Annotated in this window: 24 protein-coding genes; 17 read left to right on the top strand and 7 right to left on the bottom strand. The window is 68.3% G+C overall.

What is annotated here, in order from left to right; translation table 11 throughout:
• Window positions 1-41 precede the first annotated feature (41 nt).
• Complete coding sequence (locus A5673_RS13410; protein ID WP_068232689.1) at window positions 42-1,868, bottom strand: acyl-CoA dehydrogenase; 1,827 nt, start codon at window positions 1,866-1,868, stop codon at window positions 42-44.
• 133 nt (window positions 1,869-2,001) lie between these two features.
• On the opposite strand from A5673_RS13410, the gene trxA reads away from it, so the two are divergent.
• Window positions 2,002-2,352 (top strand): thioredoxin, encoded by a 351-nt coding sequence (trxA, locus tag A5673_RS13405; RefSeq protein WP_066910732.1) that lies wholly within the window; start codon window positions 2,002-2,004, stop codon window positions 2,350-2,352.
• A 15-nt stretch (window positions 2,353-2,367) separates the two neighbouring features.
• On the opposite strand, the gene A5673_RS13400 is transcribed toward trxA, so the two are convergent.
• Window positions 2,368-3,798 (bottom strand): condensation domain-containing protein, encoded by a 1,431-nt coding sequence (locus tag A5673_RS13400; protein WP_231971070.1) that lies wholly within the window; start codon window positions 3,796-3,798, stop codon window positions 2,368-2,370.
• A 291-nt stretch (window positions 3,799-4,089) separates the two neighbouring features.
• Here A5673_RS13400 and A5673_RS13395 point away from each other — a divergent pair, with 291 nt between their 5' ends.
• The 4 genes from A5673_RS13395 to A5673_RS13380 all read left to right on the top strand — a co-directional run bounded on the left by A5673_RS13395 (window position 4,090) and on the right by A5673_RS13380 (window position 7,601).
• A complete protein-coding gene (locus A5673_RS13395) occupies window positions 4,090-4,803 on the top strand; it encodes a GAP family protein (RefSeq protein WP_068232686.1) in 714 nt (237 codons plus the stop codon).
• A gap of 28 nt (window positions 4,804-4,831) precedes the next feature.
• Complete coding sequence (locus A5673_RS13390) at window positions 4,832-5,641, top strand: enoyl-CoA hydratase (protein WP_068232683.1); 810 nt, start codon at window positions 4,832-4,834, stop codon at window positions 5,639-5,641.
• 21 nt (window positions 5,642-5,662) lie between these two features.
• On the top strand, window positions 5,663-7,291 hold the full coding sequence (locus tag A5673_RS13385; protein WP_068232675.1) for an ABC-F family ATP-binding cassette domain-containing protein: 1,629 nt from the start codon (window positions 5,663-5,665) through the stop codon (window positions 7,289-7,291).
• Between the two features lie 103 nt (window positions 7,292-7,394).
• On the top strand, window positions 7,395-7,601 hold the full coding sequence (locus A5673_RS13380; protein WP_068232673.1) for a helix-turn-helix domain-containing protein: 207 nt from the start codon (window positions 7,395-7,397) through the stop codon (window positions 7,599-7,601).
• A gap of 38 nt (window positions 7,602-7,639) precedes the next feature.
• Here A5673_RS13380 and A5673_RS13375 read toward each other — a convergent pair whose 3' ends face one another.
• Window positions 7,640-8,221, bottom strand: coding sequence for a TetR/AcrR family transcriptional regulator (locus tag A5673_RS13375; protein WP_068232670.1), 582 nt, complete (start codon window positions 8,219-8,221; stop codon window positions 7,640-7,642).
• A 12-nt stretch (window positions 8,222-8,233) separates the two neighbouring features.
• The gene (locus A5673_RS13370) at window positions 8,234-11,047 is read right to left on the bottom strand and encodes an aconitate hydratase (protein WP_068232667.1); all 2,814 of its coding nucleotides are present in this window, start codon (window positions 11,045-11,047) and stop codon (window positions 8,234-8,236) included.
• Between the two features lie 176 nt (window positions 11,048-11,223).
• Here A5673_RS13370 and A5673_RS13365 point away from each other — a divergent pair, with 176 nt between their 5' ends.
• The 9 genes from A5673_RS13365 (at window position 11,224) to A5673_RS13325 (ending at window position 20,124) form a co-directional block, all read left to right on the top strand.
• Entirely contained in the window at window positions 11,224-11,772 is a 549-nt protein-coding gene (locus A5673_RS13365) for a DUF6676 family protein (protein WP_068232664.1), read from the top strand.
• A gap of 239 nt (window positions 11,773-12,011) precedes the next feature.
• The gene (ripA, locus tag A5673_RS13360) at window positions 12,012-13,445 is read left to right on the top strand and encodes an NlpC/P60 family peptidoglycan endopeptidase RipA (RefSeq protein ID WP_068232662.1); all 1,434 of its coding nucleotides are present in this window, start codon (window positions 12,012-12,014) and stop codon (window positions 13,443-13,445) included.
• A gap of 10 nt (window positions 13,446-13,455) precedes the next feature.
• Window positions 13,456-14,181: an NlpC/P60 family peptidoglycan endopeptidase RipB gene (gene ripB, locus A5673_RS13355; protein ID WP_068232659.1), complete on the top strand. Its 726-nt coding sequence runs from the start codon at window positions 13,456-13,458 to the stop codon at window positions 14,179-14,181.
• Between the two features lie 110 nt (window positions 14,182-14,291).
• Window positions 14,292-15,422 (top strand): MoxR family ATPase, encoded by a 1,131-nt coding sequence (locus A5673_RS13350; protein ID WP_068232657.1) that lies wholly within the window; start codon window positions 14,292-14,294, stop codon window positions 15,420-15,422.
• Entirely contained in the window at window positions 15,419-16,372 is a 954-nt protein-coding gene (locus A5673_RS13345; protein WP_068232655.1) for a DUF58 domain-containing protein, read from the top strand. The genes A5673_RS13350 and A5673_RS13345 overlap by 4 nt, the downstream gene beginning before the upstream one ends.
• On the top strand, window positions 16,369-17,376 hold the full coding sequence (locus A5673_RS13340; protein WP_068232652.1) for a VWA domain-containing protein: 1,008 nt from the start codon (window positions 16,369-16,371) through the stop codon (window positions 17,374-17,376). The genes A5673_RS13345 and A5673_RS13340 overlap by 4 nt, the downstream gene beginning before the upstream one ends.
• A gap of 122 nt (window positions 17,377-17,498) precedes the next feature.
• Window positions 17,499-18,263 carry a 3-oxoacyl-ACP reductase FabG1 gene (gene fabG1 / locus A5673_RS13335; RefSeq protein ID WP_068232651.1) on the top strand — a complete coding sequence of 255 codons (765 nt, stop codon included), beginning with the start codon at window positions 17,499-17,501 and terminating at the stop codon, window positions 18,261-18,263.
• Between the two features lie 16 nt (window positions 18,264-18,279).
• Window positions 18,280-19,089, top strand: a complete 810-nt coding sequence (inhA, locus tag A5673_RS13330) for an NADH-dependent enoyl-ACP reductase InhA (protein WP_068232648.1) — start codon at window positions 18,280-18,282, stop codon at window positions 19,087-19,089.
• Between the two features lie 24 nt (window positions 19,090-19,113).
• A complete protein-coding gene (locus A5673_RS13325; protein ID WP_068232642.1) occupies window positions 19,114-20,124 on the top strand; it encodes a ferrochelatase in 1,011 nt (336 codons plus the stop codon).
• 138 nt (window positions 20,125-20,262) lie between these two features.
• On the opposite strand, the gene A5673_RS13320 is transcribed toward A5673_RS13325, so the two are convergent.
• A complete protein-coding gene (locus tag A5673_RS13320; RefSeq protein WP_068232638.1) occupies window positions 20,263-21,183 on the bottom strand; it encodes a hypothetical protein in 921 nt (306 codons plus the stop codon).
• 57 nt (window positions 21,184-21,240) lie between these two features.
• On the opposite strand from A5673_RS13320, the gene A5673_RS13315 reads away from it, so the two are divergent.
• The 3 genes from A5673_RS13315 to A5673_RS13305 are packed head-to-tail and all read left to right on the top strand — an operon-like array spanning window position 21,241 to window position 23,209.
• Window positions 21,241-21,675, top strand: coding sequence for an NfeD family protein (locus tag A5673_RS13315; RefSeq protein WP_068232635.1), 435 nt, complete (start codon window positions 21,241-21,243; stop codon window positions 21,673-21,675).
• Window positions 21,676-21,703: 28 nt separating this feature from the next.
• Window positions 21,704-22,843 (top strand): SPFH domain-containing protein, encoded by a 1,140-nt coding sequence (locus A5673_RS13310; protein WP_068232633.1) that lies wholly within the window; start codon window positions 21,704-21,706, stop codon window positions 22,841-22,843.
• Between the two features lie 9 nt (window positions 22,844-22,852).
• Window positions 22,853-23,209 (top strand): DoxX family protein, encoded by a 357-nt coding sequence (locus A5673_RS13305; protein WP_068232631.1) that lies wholly within the window; start codon window positions 22,853-22,855, stop codon window positions 23,207-23,209.
• On the opposite strand, the gene A5673_RS13300 is transcribed toward A5673_RS13305, so the two are convergent.
• Together A5673_RS13300 and A5673_RS13295 are read right to left on the bottom strand one after the other, a co-directional pair.
• Window positions 23,206-23,691, bottom strand: a complete 486-nt coding sequence (locus A5673_RS13300) for a nitroreductase family deazaflavin-dependent oxidoreductase (RefSeq protein WP_068232816.1) — start codon at window positions 23,689-23,691, stop codon at window positions 23,206-23,208. The genes A5673_RS13305 and A5673_RS13300 overlap by 4 nt on opposite strands.
• Window positions 23,692-23,720: 29 nt before the next feature.
• Complete coding sequence (locus A5673_RS13295) at window positions 23,721-24,335, bottom strand: TetR/AcrR family transcriptional regulator (protein WP_068232628.1); 615 nt, start codon at window positions 24,333-24,335, stop codon at window positions 23,721-23,723.
• Window positions 24,336-24,352: the final 17 nt, after the last annotated feature.

Raw genomic sequence — 24,352 nt, 5'->3', positions numbered from 1 at the left:
GTGTACCCGCTCTAGCTGTGTCGCAGCTGTGAAACGCCCAGTCAGAAGGCGTCTTCGGAGATGCGCATGATGTCGTCGTCGATGGATTCGATGACCCGGCGCTGCGCGGCCAGCCGCGGCAGCATGTTCTTGGCGAAGAACGTCGCGGTCGCGATCTTGCCCTGATAGAAGTGCGTGTCGCTCGGGCTAGCGTCGGCCAGCGCGGCGTGGGCGATGCCGGCCTGGACCAGCAGCCGCCAGCCGATGAGCAGGTCGCCGACCGCAAGGAGATACCGCACTGAACCCAGCCCCACCTTGTAGATCTCGGTGGGCTGCTGCGTGGCCGACATCAGGTAGCCGGTCAGCGCGCCCGTCATCGCGGTGACTTCGTCGAGCGCGGCCTGCACCAGCTCGGCCTGTGGTTTCAGCGCCTCGTCGCACTCGTCGACGGTGCGGCTGATCCGGGCGGTCAGGAACTGCAGCGCCTGGCCGCGGTCGCGGACGATCTTGCGGAAGAAGAAATCCAGCGCCTGGATGGCGGTGGTGCCCTCGTAGAGCGAGTCGATTTTGGAGTCGCGGATGTACTGCTCGAGCGGATAGTCGACCAGGAAGCCCGAGCCGCCCAGCGTCTGCAGCGACTCGGTGAGGATCTCGTAGGCACGCTCGGAGCTCACCCCCTTGACGATCGGCAGCAGCAGGTCGTCGATGCGATGCGCCATGTCGGGGTCGGCTCCCGAAACCCGTTGCGCGACATCGGGATCCTGATGGGCGGCGGCATACATGTAGAGCGCCCGCAGGCCCTCGGCGTACGCCTTCTGGGTCATCAGGCTGCGCCGCACGTCGGGGTGATGCATGATCGTGACCCGCGGCGCCGTCTTGTCGGCCATCTGGGTGAGGTCGGCGCCCTGCACCCGCTCCTTGGCGAAGGCCAGCGCGTTCAGGTAGCCCGTGGACAGGGTGCCGGCCCCCTTCACGCCGATCGTCATGCGGGCCTGCTCGATCACGGTGAACATCTGCGCGATCCCGTTGTGCACGTCGCCGACCAGGTAGCCGACGGCCGGCACGTCGCCGTCGCCGAACGTCAACTCGCACGTCGGCGAGGACTTGATGCCCATCTTGTGTTCCAGCCCGGTGGCGAAAACGCCATTGCGGGAACCAATTTCGAACGTCTCGGGATCGAACAGGTACTGGGGCACATAGAACAGGCTCAACCCTTTGGTGCCCGGGCCGGCCCCTTCGGGCCGGGCCAGCACCAAATGGAAGATGTTCTCGGCGGTCTCGCCGACGTCACCGCCGGAGATGAACCGCTTGACGCCCTCGATGTGCCAGCTGCCGTCGGCTTGTTGGACGGCCTTGGTGCGGCCCGCCCCGACGTCGGATCCGGCATCGGGCTCCGTGAGCACCATGGTGGCCCCCCAACCGCGCTCCACACCGACCGCGGCCCACTGCCGTTGCTGCTCGTTACCCTCCTCGTACAGCGCCTGCGCCATGAACGGGCCGAAGTTGAAGAAGTTCGCCGACGGGTTGGCACAGAGGATCATTTCGGTGACCGCCCAGGCCAGCGGGGGCGGCGCCGGCATGCCACCGATCTGTTCGGCCAGCCCCAGCCGCCACCACCCCGCCTCCTTGATCGCCTGCACGGTCTTGGCCAACTCGTCCGGGACGCTGATCGTGTGCTCGGCGGGATCGAAGACCGGCGGGTTGCGGTCGGCGGCGGCGAAGGATTCGGCGACCGGGCCTTCGGCCAGGCGGGCGGCCTCGCTCAAGATCGTCCGGACGGTGTCCTCGTCGAGGTCGCTGTAGCGTCCGGCGCCGAGGACGGCACCGACCTCGAGAACCTCGAACAGGTTGAACTCGAGATCACGCACGTTAGCGATGTAGTGGCCCAACGCGATTCCCTCACTGGTCGAAATAAGCGGGCGGATCGTCGGCCTCAAGTGTCTCCGACGTGGGAAAACGTACGCAACCGTAACCTGATACGCCCGCGGGAACACCGCATCGGTTATCGACGTTAAGGCAATTGTGACAACACGCGATCTCACTGCTGAGAAGTTCAACGAAACCATCGAGGGCAACGACATCGTCCTCGTCGACTTTTGGGCGTCCTGGTGCGGTCCGTGCCGCCAGTTCGCGCCGACTTTTCAGGAGTCGTCGGAGAAGCACCCCGACGTCGTGTACGCCAAGGTCGACACCGAGGCCGAACAACAGCTCGCGGCGGCCGCCCAGATCCGGTCCATCCCGACGCTGATGGCCTTCAAGAAGGGCAAGCTGCTGTTCAACCAGGCCGGAGCGCTACCGCCGGCGGCCCTGGAGGACCTGGTGCAGCAAATCAAGGCCTTCGACGTCGAGGCGGCCGAGGCCGAGCAAGCCTGATCGGAGCCCGTGCCGCTACAGCGCGGCGGCGCTGCACAGCGGCGCCACCGCGCCGCGGCCCTCGGCCACCCGGACGTAGATGGATTTCAGCGTCTCGATGTAACGGGCGACCGACTCGCGCGCGACCGGATTGTCCGGGAAAAACACCATGGCGTGCGTCTCGTTCTCGTAGCGGTTGACGCGCAGATCGAACCGGGCCGGGACCCCGCCGTCGTGGTGGATCTTGATGTTCGAGCCGCCCCATTCGGACTTGACGATGGTGGACAGGGGAGGGCTGCTGGCGTCGAGGTGAAACAGCAACGGGACGCGGCCGTCCGGCATCCTCAACCACGGCGCCAGTTCCAGCACGCGCGAAAACGGGACGTTCGCCAGCGCTTTGCCGGAGTCGAACGACTTCTGCGCGGCGCGGGCGGTGTCCCCGAAGGACGACCCGTCGACGGGGATGGTGATCGGGACAAAGCCGGTGAACCAACCGATCGTCAGGAACTCGTCACGGCTGCTGCGGGTATCACACGCGACAAGCCCGTAATACTTGTCGGCGCCGGTCAATTCGTATTGCGCGAGCGCGGCACAGGCGAAGACGCCGCCGCTGAAACGCGCACCCGCTGCGAGGCAAGCGGATTCGAAGTTGGCCGTCTGCCGTTCGTCCATCACCCGCACGAACATCAGGTCGCAGGAGCCCGACCCGTCGCCGAGCGACACCGGGCACTCCGGCAGTGTTCCGTCGTTTGATTCGAAGAAGTCGACCCAGCCGCGCACCTGCGGCGAATCCAGCGTGAGGGCGGCGGTGTATTCGTGCTGCCGCACACAGTAATCCGTGTAGCTGCCGGGGGTCGGAAGCGCCGGCGGCGCACCTCCGGCGAGCAGCGAGGTGTACATCAGATACAGCTCGAGGCGGATGGCCCCCAGGAACTGCGCGTCGATGTAGAGATGGTCGATGGCGAAGCAGAAGGTGAAGTGATCCGCGCGCTGAATGATCGCGAACCTGAAGCAATCCCATTGCAGTGGGCTCGGCGTGGCGGCGATGTGCTCGCGCAACGCCTCCGGCGTCATCTCGCCGTGCTCGATCGCGACACATTGAATGTCGCCGCGTTTGCGGACGGTGCGCCTGACGATGCGGTCATCGTCGGCAAACGCGAACCAGCTGTGGTAGGTGTCGTGCCGCCGGAGGTGCGTGTTGATGACGTACGTCAGGACCCGGATGTCGCATTTGCCCGGCATGTCCCAACTGCCGATGCACAGCCGTGACATGTCGACCCCGCGGCTTTGGTGGTCGCGGAAGTTGCGCAGGTGCCGGGCTTGCTGGTGGCTGGCCGGCACGGCGCTTACCGGAGCTTGCCTGACCTTGGCAAGCGAGGCGGGTGAGGGATGCCAACACACGACCGTCCCCGGCTCCGGCGCCCATTCGTCGAGGGCCCCGAACGCCTCTTCTCCTGGGATGAACACATTCCCTCCCCTGATCGCTTCACCGCGCGGGCATAGCGGATTCATAGACTCGGCCACGACTTGATTGTTCGCGGACTACCTCCACTGGTCGGATCTCGTTGCGGCCCAGCGCATTTACGCGGCCAACCCGTACGCGTCACGGCGGCATAGCCGACACGTACCCAACGGTGGCTAAACGTAGCAGACCGAACCAACCCAAGTGGGCCGTTTCAAAGACATTTAACGTACGCGCCCACCACCGAAACAGCGATCCGCGGGTCGGCCATGCCCGCCCGCGGTAAAGTCGCGCGCATGTGGGGCACGGTGCTGGCGTTAGCGCTGGTCGCCGGGGTGGACCCGGGACGGATCGGGATCGCCCTGCTGCTGTTTTCCCGGCGCCGGCCCGTGCTTCATCTCGTCGCATTATGGCTCGGCGGGATCGCGGTCGGCGTCCTCCTGGCCCTGGGCGCGCTCGTGGGCCTGCACGACGTCGCCCTGGGAGTCATGGACCGCGTGGAGCTCGCCACCTCGACCGCCACCGCGGGGCGGATTCAGATTGCGATGGGCGTGTTCGCGCTGGTGGTGGCCGCGCTGATAGCGATCGGTTTTTCGGTGCGTCAACCCGCGGCAATGCCCGTCGGTGGTCCGTCAAGCCCGGCCGGGCCGACGGCGATTTCGCGATTGTCGACGCGCGCGACAGACGCGCTGCGGGCCGGGCCGCCGTGGATCACCTTCCTGGTCGGGGTGGGGATCACCACCGACTTTCGCTACCTGGCGGCGCTCACCGTGATCCTGGCGTCGGGGGCCGCCTTGGGCACCCAGGTCAGCGCCGCCGCGGCATACACGCTGGTCGGGCTGGCGTTTGCCGAGATCCCGCTGGTCTGCCACCTGGCGGCGCCGGCGCGGACCGGCGCGGTGATGTCGCGCGTGCACGACTGGGTGCACGCCCGCAGGCGGGCCGTCTTCGGGCTCGTCGTCGCCGCGCTGGGCGTGTTCCTGTTGACCACCGGCATGGGCCACGTCTGAGCCACCGGCGTTCCGTTACCTTTCACGGGTGAGCCTCGTACTGGTAGAGCAACCGCGGCCCGGCGTCGCGCTGATAACCCTCAATCGGCCCGAACGGATGAACTCCATGGCGTTCGACGTCATGGTGCCGCTCAAGGAGGCCCTGGAACAGGTCACCTACGACAATTCCGTGCGGGTAGTCGTGCTGACCGGGGCGGGCCGGGGCTTCTCCTCGGGCGCCGACCACAAGTCCGCCGGATCGGTGCCCCACGTTGACGGGTTGACCCGTCCGACCTATGCGCTGCGGTCGATGGAGGTGCTCGACGATGTGATCCTGGCGCTGCGGCGGCTCCACCAGCCGGTGATCGCGGCGGTCAACGGCGCCGCGATCGGCGGCGGGCTGTGTTTGGCGCTGGCCGCCGACATCCGGGTGGCCTCGAGCGGCGCCTACTTCCGGGCCGCGGGCATCAACAACGGCCTGACGGCCAGTGAGCTGGGCTTGAGCTACCTGCTGCCCCGGGCCATCGGGTCGTCGCGCGCGTTCGAGATCATGCTGACGGGCCGCGACGTCACCGCCGAGGAGGCCGAGCGGATCGGGCTGGTGTCGTGTCAGGTGCCCGAGGAGCAGCTGCTGGACACCTGCTACGCGATCGCCGCGCGCATCGCCGCCTTCTCGCGGCCCGGCACCGAGTTGACCAAGCGCACACTGTGGAGCGGGCTGGACGCCGGTAGCCTGGAAGGGCACATGCAAGCCGAAGGCCTGGGACAGCTCTTCGTCCGCCTGCTCACCGCCAACTTCGAAGAAGCGGTCGCCGCGCGCGCGGAGAAGCGGCCGCCGGTGTTCACCGACGAAAAATAGCCGGAAAGCAAGGGAGTAGATGTGATCACCGCCACGGACCTCGAGGTCCGCGCTGGTGCGCGCATTCTGCTCTCACCGGACGGCCCGGACCTGCGTGTGCAGCCCGGTGACCGCATCGGGCTGGTCGGCCGCAACGGCGCGGGCAAGACCACGACGCTGCGCATCCTGGCGGGCGAGTCCGAGCCGTACGCCGGATCGGTGGCTCGCGTCGGCGAAATCGGTTATTTGCCCCAGGATCCCAAGGAAGGCGATCTCGACGTCCTGGCCCGCGACCGGGTGTTGTCGGCCCGCGGCCTGGACGTCCTGCTCACCGACCTCGAGAAGCAACAGGCGTTGATGGCCGAGGTCGCCGACGACGACGCACGCGACCGCGCGATCCGCCGCTACGGGCAGCTCGAGGAGCGGTTCGTGGCGCTGGGCGGCTACGGCGCCGAGAGCGAGGCCGGGCGCATCTGCGCGAGCCTGGGCCTGCCGGAACGGGTGCTGACCCAGCAGCTGCGCACACTGTCCGGCGGCCAGCGGCGTCGGGTGGAGCTGTCGCGCATCCTGTTCGCCGCGTCCGACACCGGCGCGGGCTCGTCCACCACGCTGCTGCTCGACGAGCCGACCAACCACCTCGACGCGGATTCGCTCGGTTGGCTGCGCGATTTCCTGCGGGCGCACACCGGCGGGCTGGTGCTGATCAGCCACAACGTCGAGCTGCTCGCCGACGTGGTCAACCGGGTGTGGTTCCTCGACGCCGTGCGCGGCGAGGTGGACGTCTACAACATGGGCTGGCAGAAGTATCTAGACGCCCGCGCCACCGACGAGCAGCGTCGTCGCCGGGAGCGCACCAACGCCGAGCGCAAGGCCGCCGCCCTGCGCACGCAGGCCGCCAAGCTCGGCGCGAAGGCCACCAAAGCCGTTGCGGCCCAGAACATGTTGCGCCGAGCCGACCGGATGATGGCGGCGCTGGACGAAGAGCGCGTCGCCGACAAGGTGGCCCGGATCAAGTTCCCCACCCCGGCCGCCTGCGGGCGCACGCCGCTGGTGGCCAAGGGATTGAGCAAGTCCTACGGGTCGCTCGAGGTGTTCAGCGGTGTCGACCTGGCCATCGACCGCGGATCGCGCGTCGTGGTGCTAGGCCTCAACGGCGCCGGCAAGACGACGCTGCTGCGGTTGCTGGCCGGTGTCGAAAGCGCCGACAGCGGGGGCCTCGAGCCCGGGCATGGTTTGCGGATCGGCTATTTCGCGCAGGAGCACGACACGCTCGACAACGACGCGACCGTCTGGGAGAACATCAGGCACGCCGCGCCCGAGTCCGGCGACCAGGAGCTGCGCGGCCTGCTCGGCGCGTTCATGTTCAGCGGTCCGCAGCTCGACCAGCCCGCGGGGACACTGTCCGGCGGGGAGAAGACCCGGCTCGCACTGGCCGGTTTGGTGGCGTCCACGGCCAACGTGTTGCTGCTCGACGAACCGACCAACAACCTCGATCCCGCATCGCGCGAACAGGTCCTCGACGCGCTGCGCAGCTACCGGGGAGCGGTGGTGTTGGTGACGCATGACCCGGGCGCCGCCGAGGCCCTCGACCCGCAGCGCGTCGTGCTGTTGCCCGACGGCACCGAGGATTACTGGTCCGACGACTACCGGGATCTCATCGAGCTGGCTTGATCGGCACGTGGCCGCAGGCGATTTCGGCCAAAGCGGCCCGCGACCGGCGATGGCTTCCTACTCTATGTGCTTGGGGAGCGAGTCCGAGCATGGAGGGGAGCCGGTGAGAAAGCCGAACAAGACGCGCGAGCAGACGCTGCACGAGCTACGCAACGCGTACGAGCGCGGTGCCAGCATCCGCACCCTGGTCGCCACCACCGGCCGGTCCTACGGATCGATTCACAGCATGCTGCTCGAGTCCGGCACCACACTCCGCGGCCGCGGCGGCCCCAACCACACTTCGGCCCGGCGCCAGTCCACGCGAGCGTAGCGTCACTGCGAAATTACGTCCCCTCATTCGCAGTGGCGTTACGCTCGCGCCCCAGAGTCCTTGCGCCGCACCGACTTTTCCACCAGGTCGAGGACCGCGGCCAGCCGCCGCGGGTCTTCGCCGGACGCCAGCCGGGCCACCAGACCGTCGAGAACCAGCTCTAGGTAGCACTGCAAGACGTCGGCGGGGACGTCGTCGCGCACCCGGTGCGCCTCGGTCTGGCGGCGCAGCCGATCGGTGGTCGCGGCCGCCAGCTCCGCGGAACGCTCCGCCCAGCCGCGACTGAACACGGGGTCGTTGCGCAGCTTGCGGGCGATCTCCAGCCGGGTGGCCAGCCAGTCGAACTCCTCGGGCGCGGCGAGCATGTCGCGCATCACCTGGATCAGGCCCTCGCGGGATGCCACGTCGGCCATCCGCTCGGCGTCCTCGTGCGCCAGCGCGAAAAACAGCGCGTCCTTGTCGCGGAAGTGATGGAAGATCGCGCCGCGCGACATCCCGACCGCCTTCTCCAGCCGGCGCACCGTGGCCTTGTCGTAGCCGTACTCGGCGAAGCAGCGACGGGCGCCGTCGAGGATCTGGCGGCGGCGAGCCGCCAGATGGTCCTCGCTGACTTTGGGCACAGGCGACGACGGCTACGACTTGAGCATGTTGCGCAGCACGTACTGCAGGATGCCGCCGTTGCGGTAGTAATCCGCCTCGCCGGGGGTGTCGATGCGCACCACCGCGTCGAACTCGATCGGGTCGCCGGATTCCTTGGCGGCCTTGACGCGCACCGTCTTCGGCGTCTTGCCGTCGTTGAGCGCCTCGATGCCGGTGATGTCGAAGACCTCGGTGCCGTCCAGCCCCAGGTCGCCCGCCGTCTTACCCTCGGGGAACTGCAGCGGGATCACGCCCATGCCGATCAGGTTCGAGCGGTGGATGCGCTCGAACGACTCGGCGATCACCGCCCGCACGCCCAGCAGCAACGTGCCCTTGGCCGCCCAGTCGCGCGACGAACCCGAGCCGTATTCCTTGCCGCCCAGCACCACCAGCGGAATGTCCTGTGCCGCATAGTTTTGCGCCGCGTCGTAGATGAACGCCTGCGGGCCGCCGTCCTGGGTGAAGTCGCGGGTGTAGCCGCCGGCGACGTCGTCCAGCAATTGGTTGCGCAGCCGGATGTTGGCGAACGTGCCACGGATCATCACCTCGTGGTTGCCGCGCCGCGAGCCGAAGGAGTTGTAGTCCTTGCGGTCGACGCCGTGCTCGTCGAGGTACTGCGCCGCCGGGGTGCCCGGCTTGATGCTGCCCGCGGGGGAGATGTGGTCGGTGGTCACCGAATCGCCCAACAGCGCCAGCACCCGGGCGCCGCTGATGTCCTTGACCGGCTCCGGGTCGGGCGCCATGCCCTCGAAGTACGGGGGCTTGCGCACATACGTCGAATCCGGGTCCCACTCAAAGGTGTTGCCGCTGGGCGTCGGCAGGTTGCGCCAGCGCTCGTCACCCTTGAACACGTCGGCGTAGTTCTTGGTGAACATTTCCTGGCTGATCGCCGAGGCGATGGTGTCCGAGACGTCCTTCTGCGACGGCCAGATGTCTTTGAGGAAGACGTCGTTGCCGTCCTTGTCCGCGCCGAGGGGCTGGGAATCGAAGTCGAAGTCCATGGTCCCGGCCAGGGCGTAGGCCACCACCAGCGGCGGCGACGCCAGGTAGTTCATCTTGACGTCCGGGTTGATGCGGCCCTCGAAGTTCCGGTTGCCCGACAGCACGGCGGCAACCGAAAGGTCGTTGTCATTGATCGCCTTGGAGATCTCGTCGGGCAGCGGGCCGGAGTTGCCGATGCACGTGGTGCAGCCGTAGCCGACGAGGTAAAAGCCGAGCTTCTCCAGGTACGGCCACAGCCCGGCCTTGTCGTAGTAGTCGCTGACGACCTGGGAGCCGGGAGCCATCGAGGTCTTCACCCAGGGCTTGGAGGCCAGGCCCTTCTCGACGGCGTTGCGCGCCAGCAGCGCCGCGCCCAGCATCACCTCCGGGTTGGAGGTGTTGGTGCACGACGTGACCGCCGCGATCACCACCGCGCCGTGATCGAGCACGAACTCGCCGAGTTCGTCGGACTTCACGGTCACCGGGTTGCTCACCCGCCCGTTGGAATGTGCGGCGGCCGATTCCACCTTGGGCAGGGCGTCGGCGTCGGGGCACTCGGTGTTCTGTCCGGGGTCGCTGGCCGGGAAGGACTCGTCGACGGCCTCGTCCAGCTTCGAGTACTCCTTCTTGTCGGGGTCGTCGCCGACGTAGTTCGGGATCTGCTCGCGGAACGTGGATTTGGCATCCGACAACGCGATTCGGTCCTGCGGGCGCTTGGGCCCGGCGATCGACGGCACCACGTCGGACAGGTCGAGTTCGAGGTACTCAGAGAACTCGGGCTCGTGCTCGGGGTCGTGCCACATTCCCTGCTCCTTGGCGTACGCCTCGACCAGGGCGAGCTGCTCCGGCTTGCGCCCGGTGAACTTCAGGTAGGAGATGGTCTCCTCGTCGATCGGGAAAATCGCTGCGGTGGAACCGAATTCGGGGCTCATGTTGCCCAGGGTGGCGCGGTTGGCCAGCGGCACCTCGGACACGCCCTCGCCGTAGAACTCGACGAACTTGCCGACCACGCCGTGCTTGCGCAGCATCTCGGTGACGGTGAGCACGACGTCGGTGGCGGTGACGCCGGCCTGGATCTCGCCGGTCAGCTTGAAGCCGACGACCCGGGGGATCAGCATCGACACCGGCTGACCGAGCATCGCCGCCTCGGCCTCGATGCCGCCCACGCCCCAGCCCAGCACGCCGAGGCCGTTGACCATCGTGGTGTGCGAGTCGGTGCCCACGACCGTGTCCGGATAGGCCACGCCGTCGCGGTCCATCACGACGCTGGCCAGGTACTCGATGTTGACCTGGTGCACGATGCCGGTGCCCGGCGGCACGACCTTGAAGTCGTCGAATGCGCCCTGCCCCCAACGCAGGAACTGGTAGCGCTCGCCGTTGCGCTGGTATTCGATCTCGACGTTGCGCTCGAACGCGTCGGCGCGGCCGAACAGGTCGGCGATCACCGAGTGGTCGATCACCAGGTCGGCGGGCGCCAACGGGTTGACCTTGTCGGGCTTGCCGCCGAGGTCGCCGATGGCCTCGCGCATGGTGGCCAGGTCGACGATGCACGGCACGCCGGTGAAGTCCTGCATCACGACGCGCGCGGGCGTGTACTGGATCTCAATGCTGGGCTCCGCCTTGGGATCCCAGTTGGCGATGGCCTCGATGTGGTCCTTGGTGATGTTGCTGCCGTCCTCGTTGCGCAGCAAATTCTCGGCGAGGACCTTGAGGCTGTAGGGGAGCTTCTCGGTATTGGGGACGGCGTCGAGGCGATAGATCTGGTAACTCTTGTCGCCGACCTTGAGGGTGTCGCGGGCTCCGAACGAGTTCACAGAATCAGTCACTTCAACTCCCGAGGATTTAGTTCTTCCACCGACGGGCCGTGTCGGCGGCGGTGCCAACTTTAACAGTACGCTTGTCCTGCATTACGGCGGGCGCCCCTAGTCCCAGTCTTGTCGCGACGGCCCCGGGTTTAAACCCCTTACCGGCTCCAATCCGCGCCCGACACTAGAGTGACGGCATGACCGGGCACGATTCTTTCGTTCTGCCGCTCTACATTCCGCAGGACGTCGACATGACCGCGATCAAGGCCAAGGTCGCCGTCGACGGCGTCAGCGCGCCGCCGGACGCCCTGCCCGGGCTGCTTGAGGTGGTCAACCAGGCGCACGCCGACGGCATCAACCTCAAGATCGTGCTGCTCGACCACAACCCGCCCAACGACACGCCGTTGCGCGACATCTCCACGGTCGTCGGCGCCGACTACCACGACGCCACGGTGCTGACCCTCAGCCCGAATTACGTCGGCAGCTACAGCACGCAGTTCCCGCGGGTCACCCTCGAGGCCGGGGAGGACATCGCCAAGACGGGCAATCCGGTGGTCTCGGCGCAGCATTTCCTGCACGAGCTGCAGTCGCCCGAATTCCCCTGGACCGGCCTGACGATATTTCTTGTGATCGGGGTGCTGGGGGCGGCCATCGGCACGAGATTCCTGCAGTTGCGCAGCAGGCGTGCAGCAACGTCGGCCGGCGCACCGGAAAACTCCGCCACCGAGGCTGATCAGGGCGCCTAACACGCGCATCCGGCTCCGGTCACCTGGCCGGGCACCTGCCCGCCCCGGCGTGCGGCAAACCCGCTAGGTCACCGTTCGGTCACATTAAACGCACGTCCAGAGTGCAGTTTGTGACGAGCGTTTCCAGCGCGTCTCGTGTGACGTACGGTGCAACTGATGCCCCTGTTGTTCCTGGCGCTTTCGAGATTCACGTGCCTGGCGCCGCCCGTCCGCGTTGAGCCGTAGGAGACCTGAGCCGTATGAGACGTACCCGGTGGGGCTTCTCGGCGCGACCGGCCGGCAGGCTGGTCCGGCCGGTCATTCCTTCGGTGCTGAGCGTGGCGATGCTGGTGTGCACTCCGGGTCTGGCGGACGCCGATCCCGCCGCCGACAGCCTGGCCGCCCTGATCGCCAACGTGGCCAGGGCCAACCAGCGTTTGGAAGACCTCACGGCCGAGATCCAGACCGAGCAGGAAAGCGTCAATAAGGCCCTGGTCGACGTCGAGACCGCGCGCGACAACGCGGCCGCGGCACAGCACGACCTCGAGGCGAGCCGGCAGGCGGTCGCCGAGGCGAACACCGCGATCGCGGCCGCACAGCACCGGTTCAACACCTTCGCGGCGGCCACCTATATGAACGGCCCGTCGGGCAGCTACCTGATGGCGACCAGCCCCGAGGACATCATCGCCACCGAATCGGCCGCCCGAACCCTGACCGCCAGTTCCCAGGCGGTGATGGACAAATTGCAGCGGGCCCGGACCGAACAGGTGAACAAGGAATCGGCCGCGCGGCTGGCCAAGCAGAAGGCCGACAAGGCTGCCGCCGACGCCAAGGCCAGCCAGGATGCCGCGGTGGCGGCGCTTACCAACTCCAAGCGGAAGTTCGGCGAACAACGCGAGCAGGCCTCCCGACTGGCCGCTGAGCGCGACGAGGCGCAGGCCAAACTCGAGGCGGCCAAGCTGCAATGGTCGGCGGGCAAGGGCGGCGACGCCGCCCCGGCATCGGGCGACCGGTGGGATCCGGGGGCCCCGGCCGGTGCACCGCGCCCCGCGGGCCGCCAGTGGGACGGCGTGTGGGACCCGACGTTGCCGATGGTCCCCAGCGCCAACGTCCCCGGTGACCCGATCGCCGTGATCAACCAGGTGCTGGGCATCTCGGCCACCTCGACGCAGGTCACCGCCAGCATGGGCAAGAGTTTCCTGCAGCAGCTGGGCATCCTGCGGCCAGACGACACGGGGATCACCAACGCGAGCCCGGGCGCGACGGCCGCGCGGATCCCGCGCGTGTACGGGCGGCAGGCCAGCGAGTATGTGATCCGCCGGGGCTTGTCGCAGATCGGCGTCCCCTATTCCTGGGGCGGCGGCAACGCGGCCGGGCCGAGCAAGGGGATCGACTCGGGCGCCGGGATCACCGGTTTCGACTGCTCGGGCCTGGTCCTGTACTCGTTCGCCGGCGTGGGCATCAAGCTGCCGCACTACTCGGGTTCGCAGTACAACCTGGGCCGCAAGATTCCGTCGTCTCAGATGCGCCGTGGCGACGTCATCTTCTACGGCCCGGGCGGCAGCCAGCACGTGACGATCTACCTCGGCGGCGGCCAGATGCTCGAAGCCCCCGACATCGGTTTGAAGGTCCGCGTCGCTCCCGTGCGCACCAGTGGGATGACGCCGTATGTGGTCCGCTACATCGAATACTGAACGAGGAGCTATGCGCCGCAAACGGTTTCATCTGGTCAACCTGGCCTGGATCACCGCGTTGGTGACCGGGCTGATGTTGTCTGTGGCCAGTCCGGCCACCGCCGATCCCGGGCCGTGGGATCCGACGCTGCCGGCCCAGATCAGCGCCGGCGCCCCGGGGGATCCGCTCGCGGTCGCCAACGCCTCGCTGCAGGCCACCGCCCAGGCCACCCAGACCACGCTGAACCTGGGTAAGCAGTTCCTCGGCGGGCTCGGGATCAATCTCGCTGGCGATCCCGCCCCCGCCGCGGCGACCCCCACCAACCCCGGCGGCAAGATCCCGCGGGTCTACGGCCGGCAGGCGATCGAGTACGTGATCAAGCGGGGCGGGTCGCAGATGGGCGTCCCCTATTCGTGGGGCGGGGGCTCGCTGGACGGGCCCAGCAAGGGCGTCGGAGACGGCGCCGGCATCAACGGGTTCGACTGCTCGGGCCTGATGCGGTACATGTTCGCCGGGGTCGGCGTGCTGATCCCGCGGTTTTCGGGTGACCAGTACAACGCCGGCCGCCACATCCCGCCCAACGAGGCCAGGCGCGGCGACCTCATCTTCTACGGACCGAACGGTGGCCAGCACGTCACCATGTATCTCGGCAACGGTCAGATGCTGGAGGCGTCGTCACTGGCTGGCAAGGTGACGGTCAGCCCGGTGCGCAAGCCGGGTATGACGCCGTTCCTGACTAGGATCATCGAGTACTGATCGCGGGCCAGCGAACCGCGCCGTCGACGGAAACCGGCAGGCCTGGAATAGTTGGACGAGGGCACGTCGCTGCCCGGCAGTCGTGTCCGATTGAGCGTGGAGGGTTCTTGATGACATCAGCAGGTGGGCCGCCCCCGGGCGCCAGCAGTTACCCGGGCCCCGGCGGGCCATCCGGCCCGCCCGCCCACGAAGCGCCCCCCGGCGGCGGCAATGGCCTGGCCGCCGAGGTCCACACGCTGGAGCGGGCCATCTTCGAGGTCAAGCGGATCATCGTCGGCCAGGACCAGCTCGTCGAGCGGATGCTGGTGGGCCTGCTGTCCAAGGGCCACGTGCTGCTCGAGGGCGTTCCCGGCGTGGCGAAGACGCTGGCCGTCGAGACCTTTGCGCGGGTGGTCGGCGGGACCTTCGCGCGCATCCAGTTCACGCCCGACCTGGTGCCCACCGACATCATCGGTACCCGCATCTACCGCCAGGGCAAGGAGGAGTTCGACACCGAACTCGGCCCGGTGGTGGTCAACTTCCTGCTCGCCGACGAGATCAACCGCGCGCCGGCCAAGGTCCAGTCGGCGCTGCTGGAGGTCATGCAGGAGCGCCACGTCTCGATCGGCGGAAAGACCTTTCCGCTGCCCAATCCGTTCCTGGTGATGGCGACGCAGAACCCGATCGAGCACGAGGGCGTCTACCCGCTGCCCGAGGCCCAGCGGGACCGCTTCCTGTTCAAGATCAACGTCGGCTACCCGACGCCGGAGGAGGAGCGGGAGATCATCTACCGGATGGGCGTCAGGCCGCCGGTGCCCAAGCAGATCCTGAACACCGAGGACCTGCTGCGGCTGCAGGAGATCGCGTCCAACGTCTTCGTCCACCACGCGCTGGTCGACTACGTGGTGCGCGTCGTCACCGCCACCCGTAACCCCGAGCAGCTTGGCATGAACGACGTCAAGACCTGGGTCTCGTTCGGCGCGTCCCCGCGCGCCTCGCTGGGCATCATCGCCGGCGCCCGCTCGCTGGCGCTGGTGCGCGGCCGCGACTACGTCATCCCGCAGGACGTCGTCGAAGTCATCCCCGACGTGCTGCGGCACCGGTTGATCCTCACCTACGACGCGCTCGCCGACGAAATCTCGCCGGAGATCGTCATCAACCGGATCCTGCAGACGGTGGCCCTGCCGCAAGTGAACGCCGTTCCGCAGCAAGGTCATTCGGTTCCCCCGGTGATGCAGACCGTGGCGGCCAGCGGTCGGTGACCGATCCCCAGAAGCCTGCGGTGCGTCATCCGCCATCGTTTGAGCGTGGGCAGATCGACGACCCGAAGCTGTCGGCGGCGCTGCGGCAGCTCGAGCTCACGGTCAAACGCAAGCTCGACGGTGTCCTGCACGGCGACCACCTCGGCCTGATCCCGGGGCCGGGCTCGGAGCCGGGGGAGTCGCGCGAGTATCAGCCCGGCGACGACGTGCGGCGGATGGACTGGGCCGTCACCGCGCGCACCATGCACCCGCACGTCCGGCAGATGATCGCCGACCGCGAGCTGGAGACGTGGATGGTGGTCGACATGTCGGCCAGCCTGGACTTCGGTACCACGGTGTGCGAGAAGCGCGACCTGGCCGTGGCGGCGGCCGCGGCGATCACGTATCTCAACAGCGGCGGCGGCAACCGACTCGGCGCGATCATCGCCACCGGCGCGACTATCACCCGCGTGCCGGCCCGCTCGGGGCGCCAGCACGAGCAGACGCTGCTGCGCACCATCGCGACCACCCCCAAGGCGCCGGTCGGCGTGCGCGGGGATTTGGCAATTGCCATCGACGCGCTGCGCCGGCCGGAACGCCGCCGCGGCATGGCCGTCATCATCAGCGACTTCCTCGGCCCGATCAACTGGATGCGCCCGCTGCGGGCGATCGCCGCCCGCCACGAGGTGCTGGCCATCGAGGTGCTCGACCCCCGTGATGTCGAACTGCCCGACATCGGCGACGTCGTGTTGCAGGACGCCGAGACCGGCGTCACCCGGGAATTCACCATCGACGCCCAGCTGCGCGACGACTTCGCCAAGGCGGCCGCGGCGCATCGTGCGGAGGTGTCCCGCACCATCCGGAGCTGCGGGGCCCCGGTGCTGACGCTGCGCACCGACCGGGACTGGATCGCCGACATCGTCCGCTTCGTCGAGTCCCGCCGGCGCGGGGCACTGGCGGGACGGCAGTGACATTGCCCCTGCTGGGCCCGATGTCGTTGTCGGGCTTCGCGCACTCGTGGTTCTTCCTTTTCCTCTTTGTCGTTGTCGGGCTGGCCGCGCTGTACATCGTGCTGCAGCTGGCGCGGCAGCGGCGGATGCTGCGGTTCGCCAACATGGAGCTGCTGGAAAGCGTTGCGCCGCAGCGGCCGTCGCGTTGGCGGCACGTGCCGGCGATCCTGCTGGTGGCGTCGCTGGTGCTGTTCACCATCGCGATGGCGGGTCCGACCAACGACGTGCGGATTCCCCGCAATCGCGCGGTGGTCATGCTGGTGATCGACGTGTCCCAGTCGATGCGCGCCACCGACGTCCCGCCCAATCGGATGGCGGCCGCGCAGGAGGCGGCCAAGCAGTTCGCCGACGAGCTGACGCCGGGAATCAACCTGGGCCTCATCGAGTACGCCGGCACCGCGACCGTGCTGGTGTCGCCGACGACCAACCGGGACGCGACCAAGGCCGCGCTGGACAAGCTCCAGTTCGCCGACCGCACGGCCACCGGGGAGGGCATCTTCACCGCGCTGCAGGCCATCGCGACCGTCGGCGCGGTGATCGGGGGCGGCGACACACCGCCCCCCGCTCGGATCGTGTTGTTCTCGGACGGCAAGGAGACGATGCCGACCAACCCGGACAACCCCAAGGGCGCCTTCACCGCCGCGCGCACCGCCAAGGACCAGGGCGTGCCGATCTCGACGATCTCGTTCGGCACGCCCTATGGGTTCGTCGAGATCAACGACCAGCGCCAGCCCGTTCCGGTCGACGACTCCACCATGAGGAAGGTCGCCGACCTCTCCGGCGGGAACTGGTACAACGCCGCGAGCCTGGCCGAGTTGAAGGCCGTCTACGCGTCGCTGCAGCAGCAGATCGGTTACGAGACCATCAAGGGCGACGCCAGCGCGGGCTGGCTGCGGCTGGGTGCGCTGGTGCTGGCGCTGGCGGCGCTGGCCGCGTTGCTGATCAACCGGCGGCTTCCGACGTAGCTTTGGCTCGCGAGTGTCACGCCAGCGTGACGGTGGGCGTCGAGTGTCACGCCAGAGTTACGCTCGCGGCACGACAGGGGGCAGATTTCGGGCCCGCCGCGGTGAGGCGATAGGTTGGCGGGGTGACTGACACAGCCACCGAGAACGCCGAAAGTGCTGCCGACTACGGCAGACCCGCATTCGTATCCCGCTCGGTCCTGGTGACGGGCGGTAACCGGGGGATCGGTCTGGCGATCGCACAGCGGCTCGCCGCCGATGGCCACAAGGTGGCAATCACGCACCGCGGATCCGGGGCGCCCGACGGGCTGTTCGGCGTCGAGTGCGACGTCACCGACAACGACGCCGTCGATCGCGCCTTCAAAGAGGTCGAGGAGCACCAGGGGCCGGTCGAGGTGCTGGTGTCCAACGCGGGCATCTCCGCGGACGCGTTCCTCATCCGGATGACCGAGGAGCGCTTCGAGAAGGTCATCGACGCCAACCTCACCGGGGCGTTCCGGGTGACCCAGCGCGCAGCGCGCAGCATGCAGAAAAGGCGGTTCGGCCGGATCATCTACATCGGCTCGGTCTCCGGCAGCTGGGGCATCGGCAACCAGTCCAACTACGCTGCCGCCAAGGCCGGCCTGATCGGCATGGCCCGCTCGATCTCCCGGGAACTGTCGAAGGCGGGGGTGACCGCGAACGTGGTCGCCCCGGGCTACATCGACACCGAGATGACCCGCGCGCTCGACGAGCGGATTCAGGCGGGGGCGCTGGAGTTCATCCCGGCGAAGCGGGTCGGCACCGCCGCCGAGGTCGCCGGGGTGGTCAGCTTTCTTGCGTCCGAGGACGCGAGCTACATCGCCGGCGCGGTGATCCCGGTCGACGGCGGCATGGGCATGGGCCACTGAGAGACGAAGGACGGAAATGGCAGGACTGCTCGAAGGCAAACGGATTCTGGTCTCCGGGATCATCACCGACTCGTCGATCGCGTTTCACATCGCCAAGGTGGCCCAGGAGGCGGGGGCGCAGTTGGTGCTGACCGGATTCGACCGGTTGCGCCTGATCCAGCGGATCGCCGACCGGCTCCCGGAGAAGGCGCCGCTGATCGAACTCGACGTGCAGAACGAGGAGCACCTGGCCACCCTGGCCGACCGGGTGACGGCCGAGATCGGCGAGGGCAACAAGCTGGACGGCGTGGTGCACTCGATCGGCTTCATGCCGCAGACCGGGATGGGCATCAACCCGTTCTTCGACGCCCCGTATGAGGATGTGTCGAAAGGCATTCACATTTCTGCCTTTTCGTACGCCTCGCTGGCCAAGGCGCTGCTGCCGATCATGAACCCCGGTGGCTCCATCGTCGGCATGGACTTCGACCCGTCGCGCGCGATGCCGGCCTACAACTGGATGACGGTGGCCAAGAGCGCGCTGGAATCGGTCAACCGGTTCGTGGCGCGCGAAGCCGGACCGTACGGTGTGCGCTCCAATCTGGTTGCCGCAGGCCCCATTCGGACGCTGGCGATGAGCGCGATCGTCGGCGGCGCCCTCGGTGAGGAGGCCGGCGCCCAGATGCAGCTGCTCGAGGAGGGCTGGGACCAGCGCGCACCGATCGGCTGGAACATGAAGGATCCCACGCCGGTCGCCAAGACCGTGTGCGCGCTGCTCTCGGAGTGGCTGCCGGCCACAACGGGTACCATCATCTACGCCGACGGCGGCGCCAGCACGCAGTTGCTCTAAAAGCGGAATTGCTCTGAGCCCCTGATGGAATTCGACGCGGTCCTGCTGCTGTCTTTCGGCGGGCCGGAAGGGCCCGAGCAGGTGCGGCCCTTCCTGGAGAATGTCACCCGGGGCCGCAACGTGCCGCCCGAGCGGCTCGACGAAGTCGCCGAGCACTACCTGCATTTCGGCGGGGTGTCGCCGATCAACGGGATCAACCGGGCGCTCATGGCCGAGCTGCGAAAAGAACTCGACGTGCCCGTCTACTTCGGCAACCGCAACTGGGAGCCGTACGTCGAGGACACCGTTGCGACGATGCGCGACAACGGTGTTCGCCGGGCCGCGGTGTTCACCACGTCAGCCTGGAGCGGGTACTCCAGCTGCACCCAATACGTCGAGGACATCGCCCGGGCCCGCCGGGCGGCCGGACCGGGCGCCCCCGAATTGGTCAAGCTGCGGCCGTATTTCGACCACCCGCTGTTCGTCGAGATGTTCGCCGGGGCCATCGCGGCGGCGGCCGGCACCCAGCCCGCCGACGCGCGGCTGGTGTTCACCGCGCACTCGGTTCCGGTGGCGGCCGACCAGCGTTGCGGTCCCCGGCTGTACAGTCGCCAAGTCGCCTATGCCACAAGGCTGGTGGCCGCCGCCGCGGGTTACGCCGACTACGACCTGGCCTGGCAGTCACGGTCGGGGCCGCCGCAAGTTCCGTGGCTGGGGCCCGATGTCGCCGACCACCTCAAGGCGCTCGCGGATGCGGGCACCCCGGCCGTGATCGTGTGCCCCGTCGGGTTCGTCGCCGACCACATCGAGGTGGTATGGGATCTGGATCAGGAGTTGCGCCTGCAGGCCGAGGCGGCCGGGGTGGCCTTCGCCCGGGCGGCCACGCCTAACGCCGATCGTCGATTCGCCCGGCTGGCAGTGGATCTGGTCGACGAACTTCGCCACGGCCGGGCGCCTGATCGGGTGAGTGGAGCCGATCCGGTGCCGGGCTGCCTCGCCAGCGTCAACGGCGCGCCGTGCCGCCCGCCGCACTGCGTTGCGCCGGAATGCGGTTAGGCGGTCCGGCCGAATGCAGGGTTGAGTGTGAATTCTTGGCTTTGCGTGTGAGCGGGTGGCCGGATCCGGGCGTCTTTCGCGCCCTCGACGCACACGCAAAGCCCAGGATTCACGGCGAAAGGCCAACGCGGAGACTGACTAGTCGGCCCAGGCCGAATGCAGGATCGCGGTGACCGCGGCCATCCGCGCCGACCGCACCACCGTGGTCAGCGGGCGCAGCGCATCGGTCGCGATTCGGGCCTGCGACGACGATTGCGTGCCAATGCCGGCGACCATCCGGCCCGTCGGGGGGTCGGACACCCGGCTGAGCCCGGAACCCACCGCGATGATCGCGTCGACGTGCGCGGCATTCTCCAGCACGCGCAGGGCGCGAGAGGGCGCGTGGTCGGGAATGCGGTGTTGCCGTGCCGATTCCAGCAGCTGCTCGACGAGCCCCCGCGGGTCGTCCACGTCGGACGCGGCGGCTCCCAGCCCGATGGCGCCGAGCGCGTCGGCCGCCGATCGCACCGCCGACCGCAGCGCGTACTCGGCGTCGCCGAGCTCGTAATGGTCGAGCACGGGCGCGCCGGGCAGGGAGTACACCGTCCAAGACAGCCCGCACAATTCCGGTGATTCCGTGTCGTCGTCGGCCTCGTCGAGGTCGCCGTAGCTGAACTCCGGGACCAGCCCGACGGCGGTGCCGGGATCGTCGGGGTTGGTGACGATGACCGCCTCGCCGGCGGCCAGGGCGTCGGATTCGAACTGCGTTCCCGGCGCCAGGCCCCGCACGTCCCCGGGCACCGGCAGCACCATGTTGACCGTTCCCCGCAAACGTCCCGGGGCAACCGACACCGCCGGCCGGCCCACGGCCGCGCGCAGTGTTTGCAACAGCGTGACGGTCCCGGCGTCGTGGACATCCGGCCACGGCAGACCGGTGTGTCCCGCGGCGACCGCATCGTACGCGGTGACCGATTGCTTTGGCGCCCAGACGGATAACGCGTCCAAGACGTCGTCGGGCGCCGCCTTGCCCGCGAGCCAGGCGTTGGCCCACAGGGAGAGCGAGACACTGGGACACCACATGATCTCGGAGTGTAGTTGTTTGATCCGGCAAAGGCGGATTACGCGTATTCTGGCCGCATGCCCGCCGCGGTGATCTGGCTCATATTCGCGCTGGTGCTCGCCGGTGCGGAGGCGCTGACGGGTGACATGTCCCTGTTGATGCTTTCCGGTGGCGCGCTCGCCGCCACGGGCACGACGTGGTTGCTGGACTGGCCGGTGTGGGCCAACGCGGCGGTATTCGCGGTCGTTTCGGTGCTGCTCCTGGTGCTGGTGCGGCCGGCGCTGCGGCGGCGGCTCACGCCGGCGAAGGGGCTGCCGACCGGCATCAAGGCGCTGGAGGGCAAGAGCGCGCTGGTCCTTGGCCGCGTCGCGCGCGACGAGGGCCAGGTGAAGCTGGACGGCCAGGTATGGACCGCGCGGCCACTCAACGACAACGATGTGTACGAACCCGGCGAACGAGTGACCGTCATGCAGATCAACGGCGCCACCGCGGTGGTGTTCAAGGGCATGTAAACCCTCTGGAGAAACAGGAGGAAGCGCGATGGCTGGAATTGCTCTGCTGGTGGTGGCGCTTGCCATCGTGGCCTTCGGGATCATCGTGGTGGCAAAGTCCGTCGCGCTGATCCCGCAGGCCGAGGCCGCGGTGATCGAACGCCTGGGTCGGTATAGCCGCACGGTCAGCGGGCAGCTGACGTTGCTGGTGCCGTTCATCGACCGCGTGCGCGCCCGGGTGGATCTGCGCGAGCGGGTGGTGTCGTTCCCGCCGCAGCCGGTGATCACCGAGGACAACCTGACCCTCAACATCGACACCGTGGTCTACTTCCAGGTCACCGTCCCGCAGGCCGCCGTGTACGAGATCAGCAACTACATCGTCGGCGTCGAGCAGCTCACCACGACCACGCTGCGCAACGTGGTCGGCGGGATGACCCTCGAGCAGACGCTGACCTCCCGCGACCAGATCAACGGCCAGCTGCGCGGCGTGCTCGACGAGGCGACCAACCGCTGGGGCCTGCGGGTCGCCCGGGTCGAGCTGCGCAGCATCGACCCGCCGCCGTCGATCCAGGCCTCGATGGAAAAGCAGATGAAGGCCGACCGCGAGAAGCGGGCCATGATCCTGACCGCCGAGGGCATGCGCGAGGCGGCGATCAAGGAGGCCGAGGGCAACAAGCAGGCACAGATCCTGGCCGCCGAGGGCGCCAAGCAGGCCGCGATCCTGGCCGCCGAGGCCGACCGGCAGTCCCGGATGCTGCGCGCTCAGGGTGAGCGCGCCGCGGCCTACCTGCAGGCGCAGGGCCAGGCCAAGGCCATCGAGAAGACGTTCGCCGCGATCAAGGCCGGCCGGCCCACCCCGGAGATGCTGGCCTACCAGTACCTGCAGACGCTGCCGGAGATGGCCCGCGGCGACGCCAACAAGGTGTGGGTGGTGCCCAGCGATTTCAGCGCGGCGCTGCAGGGCTTCACCAAGCTGCTCGGCGCCCCGGGCGAGGACGGCGTGTTCCGGTTCCAGCCGTCCCCGGTCGAAGACGCCCCCAAGCACAGCGCCGACGACGACGCCGACGTCGCGGACTGGTTCTCCACCGAGACCGACCCGGCCATCGCGCAGGCGGTGGCCAAGGCCGAGGCGATCGCCCGCCAGCCGGTGGACGGCCAGCCGGGAGCGCCGCCCGAGCTGACCCCATAGGCTGGTCGGATGAGCGCGCTGACTTCACCGAAAACCTATGTGGGACTTGCCGCCTTCCACGCCGTCGACGCGGTGGCATGCGGAGTCCAGGTGGCCCCGATCAAGAAGGTTCTGGACGACGTAGGGGTGCCCGACGAAATCCGTCCCGTGCTGCCGGTGGTGAAGGCGGCCGCCGCTATCGGGCTGCTGTCGGTCACCCGCTTCCCGGCCCTGGCGCGGCTGACGACGGCGATGCTGACGCTGTACTTCGTCCTGGCCGTCGGCGCGCACATCCGGGCGCACGACAAGGCGGTCAACACCCTTCCGGCGGCGGCGTTTCTGGCCACCTTCGCCGCGATGACGGTCAAGGGCCCGGATCGCGGCTAGTCGCGACTGTCCAAACGCAATTCGACCATCGGCAGCGGCGTGTCCGTGTCGGTGATCGGCGCGCCCAGCGTCTCCTCGATCACCGGGCTGAGTTGATCCCACGCGCGGGCGTGCCGGCCACGGTAGGCGGCCAGCGCGCGGTCGGCCTCCGCTTGGCCGAGGATGCGCGCGGTGGCGCGCCGGGGCGCGTGGCTGCCGATGTAAACGCGGACCCGCGGGTTGGCCTCAATGTTGCGGAACCACTGGGCTTTCCGGCCGAAGCCGGACGCGATGACGTAGACGTCCGCGGTCGGGTGACCGACGACCTCCAACACGACGTAGCGCGGGGCGCCGGACTTGCGGCCGATGTGCTCGAGCATCAGGATGCGCGAACCGAACAGCGCGCCGGCGCGGGCCTTGTAGATCCAGATCGGCGCGCGCATCAGCCGGCGGGAGCGCAGCAGGCGCGCGCCGGTCCTCACAAGCAGTGACGTGTTGGACATCGTTTCCTCCCTCATCTGTTTCTCCCGTATCAGCGACCGATAAGTCCGTCGCGATAGATCGCGAACACCTCGCCGGCCCAGCGGCGCATCCCCGCCGTCGAAAGCGGATCGACGCCGAGCACTTCCGTCAGGCGGGGCCGCAGCGTCAGCACCGCCAGGTCGTTGACCAGCAAAAACGCGGCCCGGACCTGCGGGTCTTCGCCGGGGCTCGCGGTTCCGTCGGCAACCATCGTTTCGAGCGTGGCCTGGCTGAGCCGGAAGAGCCGGTCGAATAAGGCCGAACCGGCGGGGCCGCCGCCGATCAGCAGCCGGCTCAGGTAGGTGGGGATCGCCGAGTCCGGCGGTAGGTGGGTGGCCAAGCCGTCCAACAGGTTTGGCATGGCCGTGGGTTCGAGCCCCACCGCGGCGGTCTGGGTGGTCATCGTCGCGAGTAGCGCCTCGAAGGTCGCGACGACGTGGGCGTCGACGGCCTCGACCAGACCCTCTTTCGAGCCGTAATGCCGGATGAGCAGCGCGGGGGAGACGCCGGCCGCACCCGCGATGTCGCGCATCGTGACCGCGTCGGGTCCGCGCTGGGCGAACAGCCGGAGCGCTTCGTCGCGGATGCGCGCGCGGGCCGTTCGATCGTCGGGTAGTAAATGCACGTTTATAATTATAAACA

The organism is Mycobacterium sp. E3198 (assembly GCF_001667015.1).
Lineage (GTDB): Bacteria > Actinomycetota > Actinomycetes > Mycobacteriales > Mycobacteriaceae > Mycobacterium.
This window is presented reverse-complemented; position numbering and strand designations above follow the sequence as displayed.

Coding starts and splice junctions, on each gene's coding strand:
- A5673_RS13395 (WP_068232686.1), top strand. CDS start 4,090: ATGTGGGGCACGGTGCTGGCGTTAGCGCTGGTCGCCGGGGTGGACCCG.
- A5673_RS13365 (WP_068232664.1), top strand. CDS start 11,224: ATGACCGGGCACGATTCTTTCGTTCTGCCGCTCTACATTCCGCAGGAC.
- ripA (WP_068232662.1), top strand. CDS start 12,012: ATGAGACGTACCCGGTGGGGCTTCTCGGCGCGACCGGCCGGCAGGCTG.
- ripB (WP_068232659.1), top strand. CDS start 13,456: ATGCGCCGCAAACGGTTTCATCTGGTCAACCTGGCCTGGATCACCGCG.
- A5673_RS13350 (WP_068232657.1), top strand. CDS start 14,292: ATGACATCAGCAGGTGGGCCGCCCCCGGGCGCCAGCAGTTACCCGGGC.
- inhA (WP_068232648.1), top strand. CDS start 18,280: ATGGCAGGACTGCTCGAAGGCAAACGGATTCTGGTCTCCGGGATCATC.
- A5673_RS13325 (WP_068232642.1), top strand. CDS start 19,114: ATGGAATTCGACGCGGTCCTGCTGCTGTCTTTCGGCGGGCCGGAAGGG.
- A5673_RS13320 (WP_068232638.1), bottom strand. CDS start 21,183: ATGTGGTGTCCCAGTGTCTCGCTCTCCCTGTGGGCCAACGCCTGGCTC.
- A5673_RS13315 (WP_068232635.1), top strand. CDS start 21,241: ATGCCCGCCGCGGTGATCTGGCTCATATTCGCGCTGGTGCTCGCCGGT.
- A5673_RS13310 (WP_068232633.1), top strand. CDS start 21,704: ATGGCTGGAATTGCTCTGCTGGTGGTGGCGCTTGCCATCGTGGCCTTC.
- A5673_RS13305 (WP_068232631.1), top strand. CDS start 22,853: ATGAGCGCGCTGACTTCACCGAAAACCTATGTGGGACTTGCCGCCTTC.
- A5673_RS13300 (WP_068232816.1), bottom strand. CDS start 23,691: ATGTCCAACACGTCACTGCTTGTGAGGACCGGCGCGCGCCTGCTGCGC.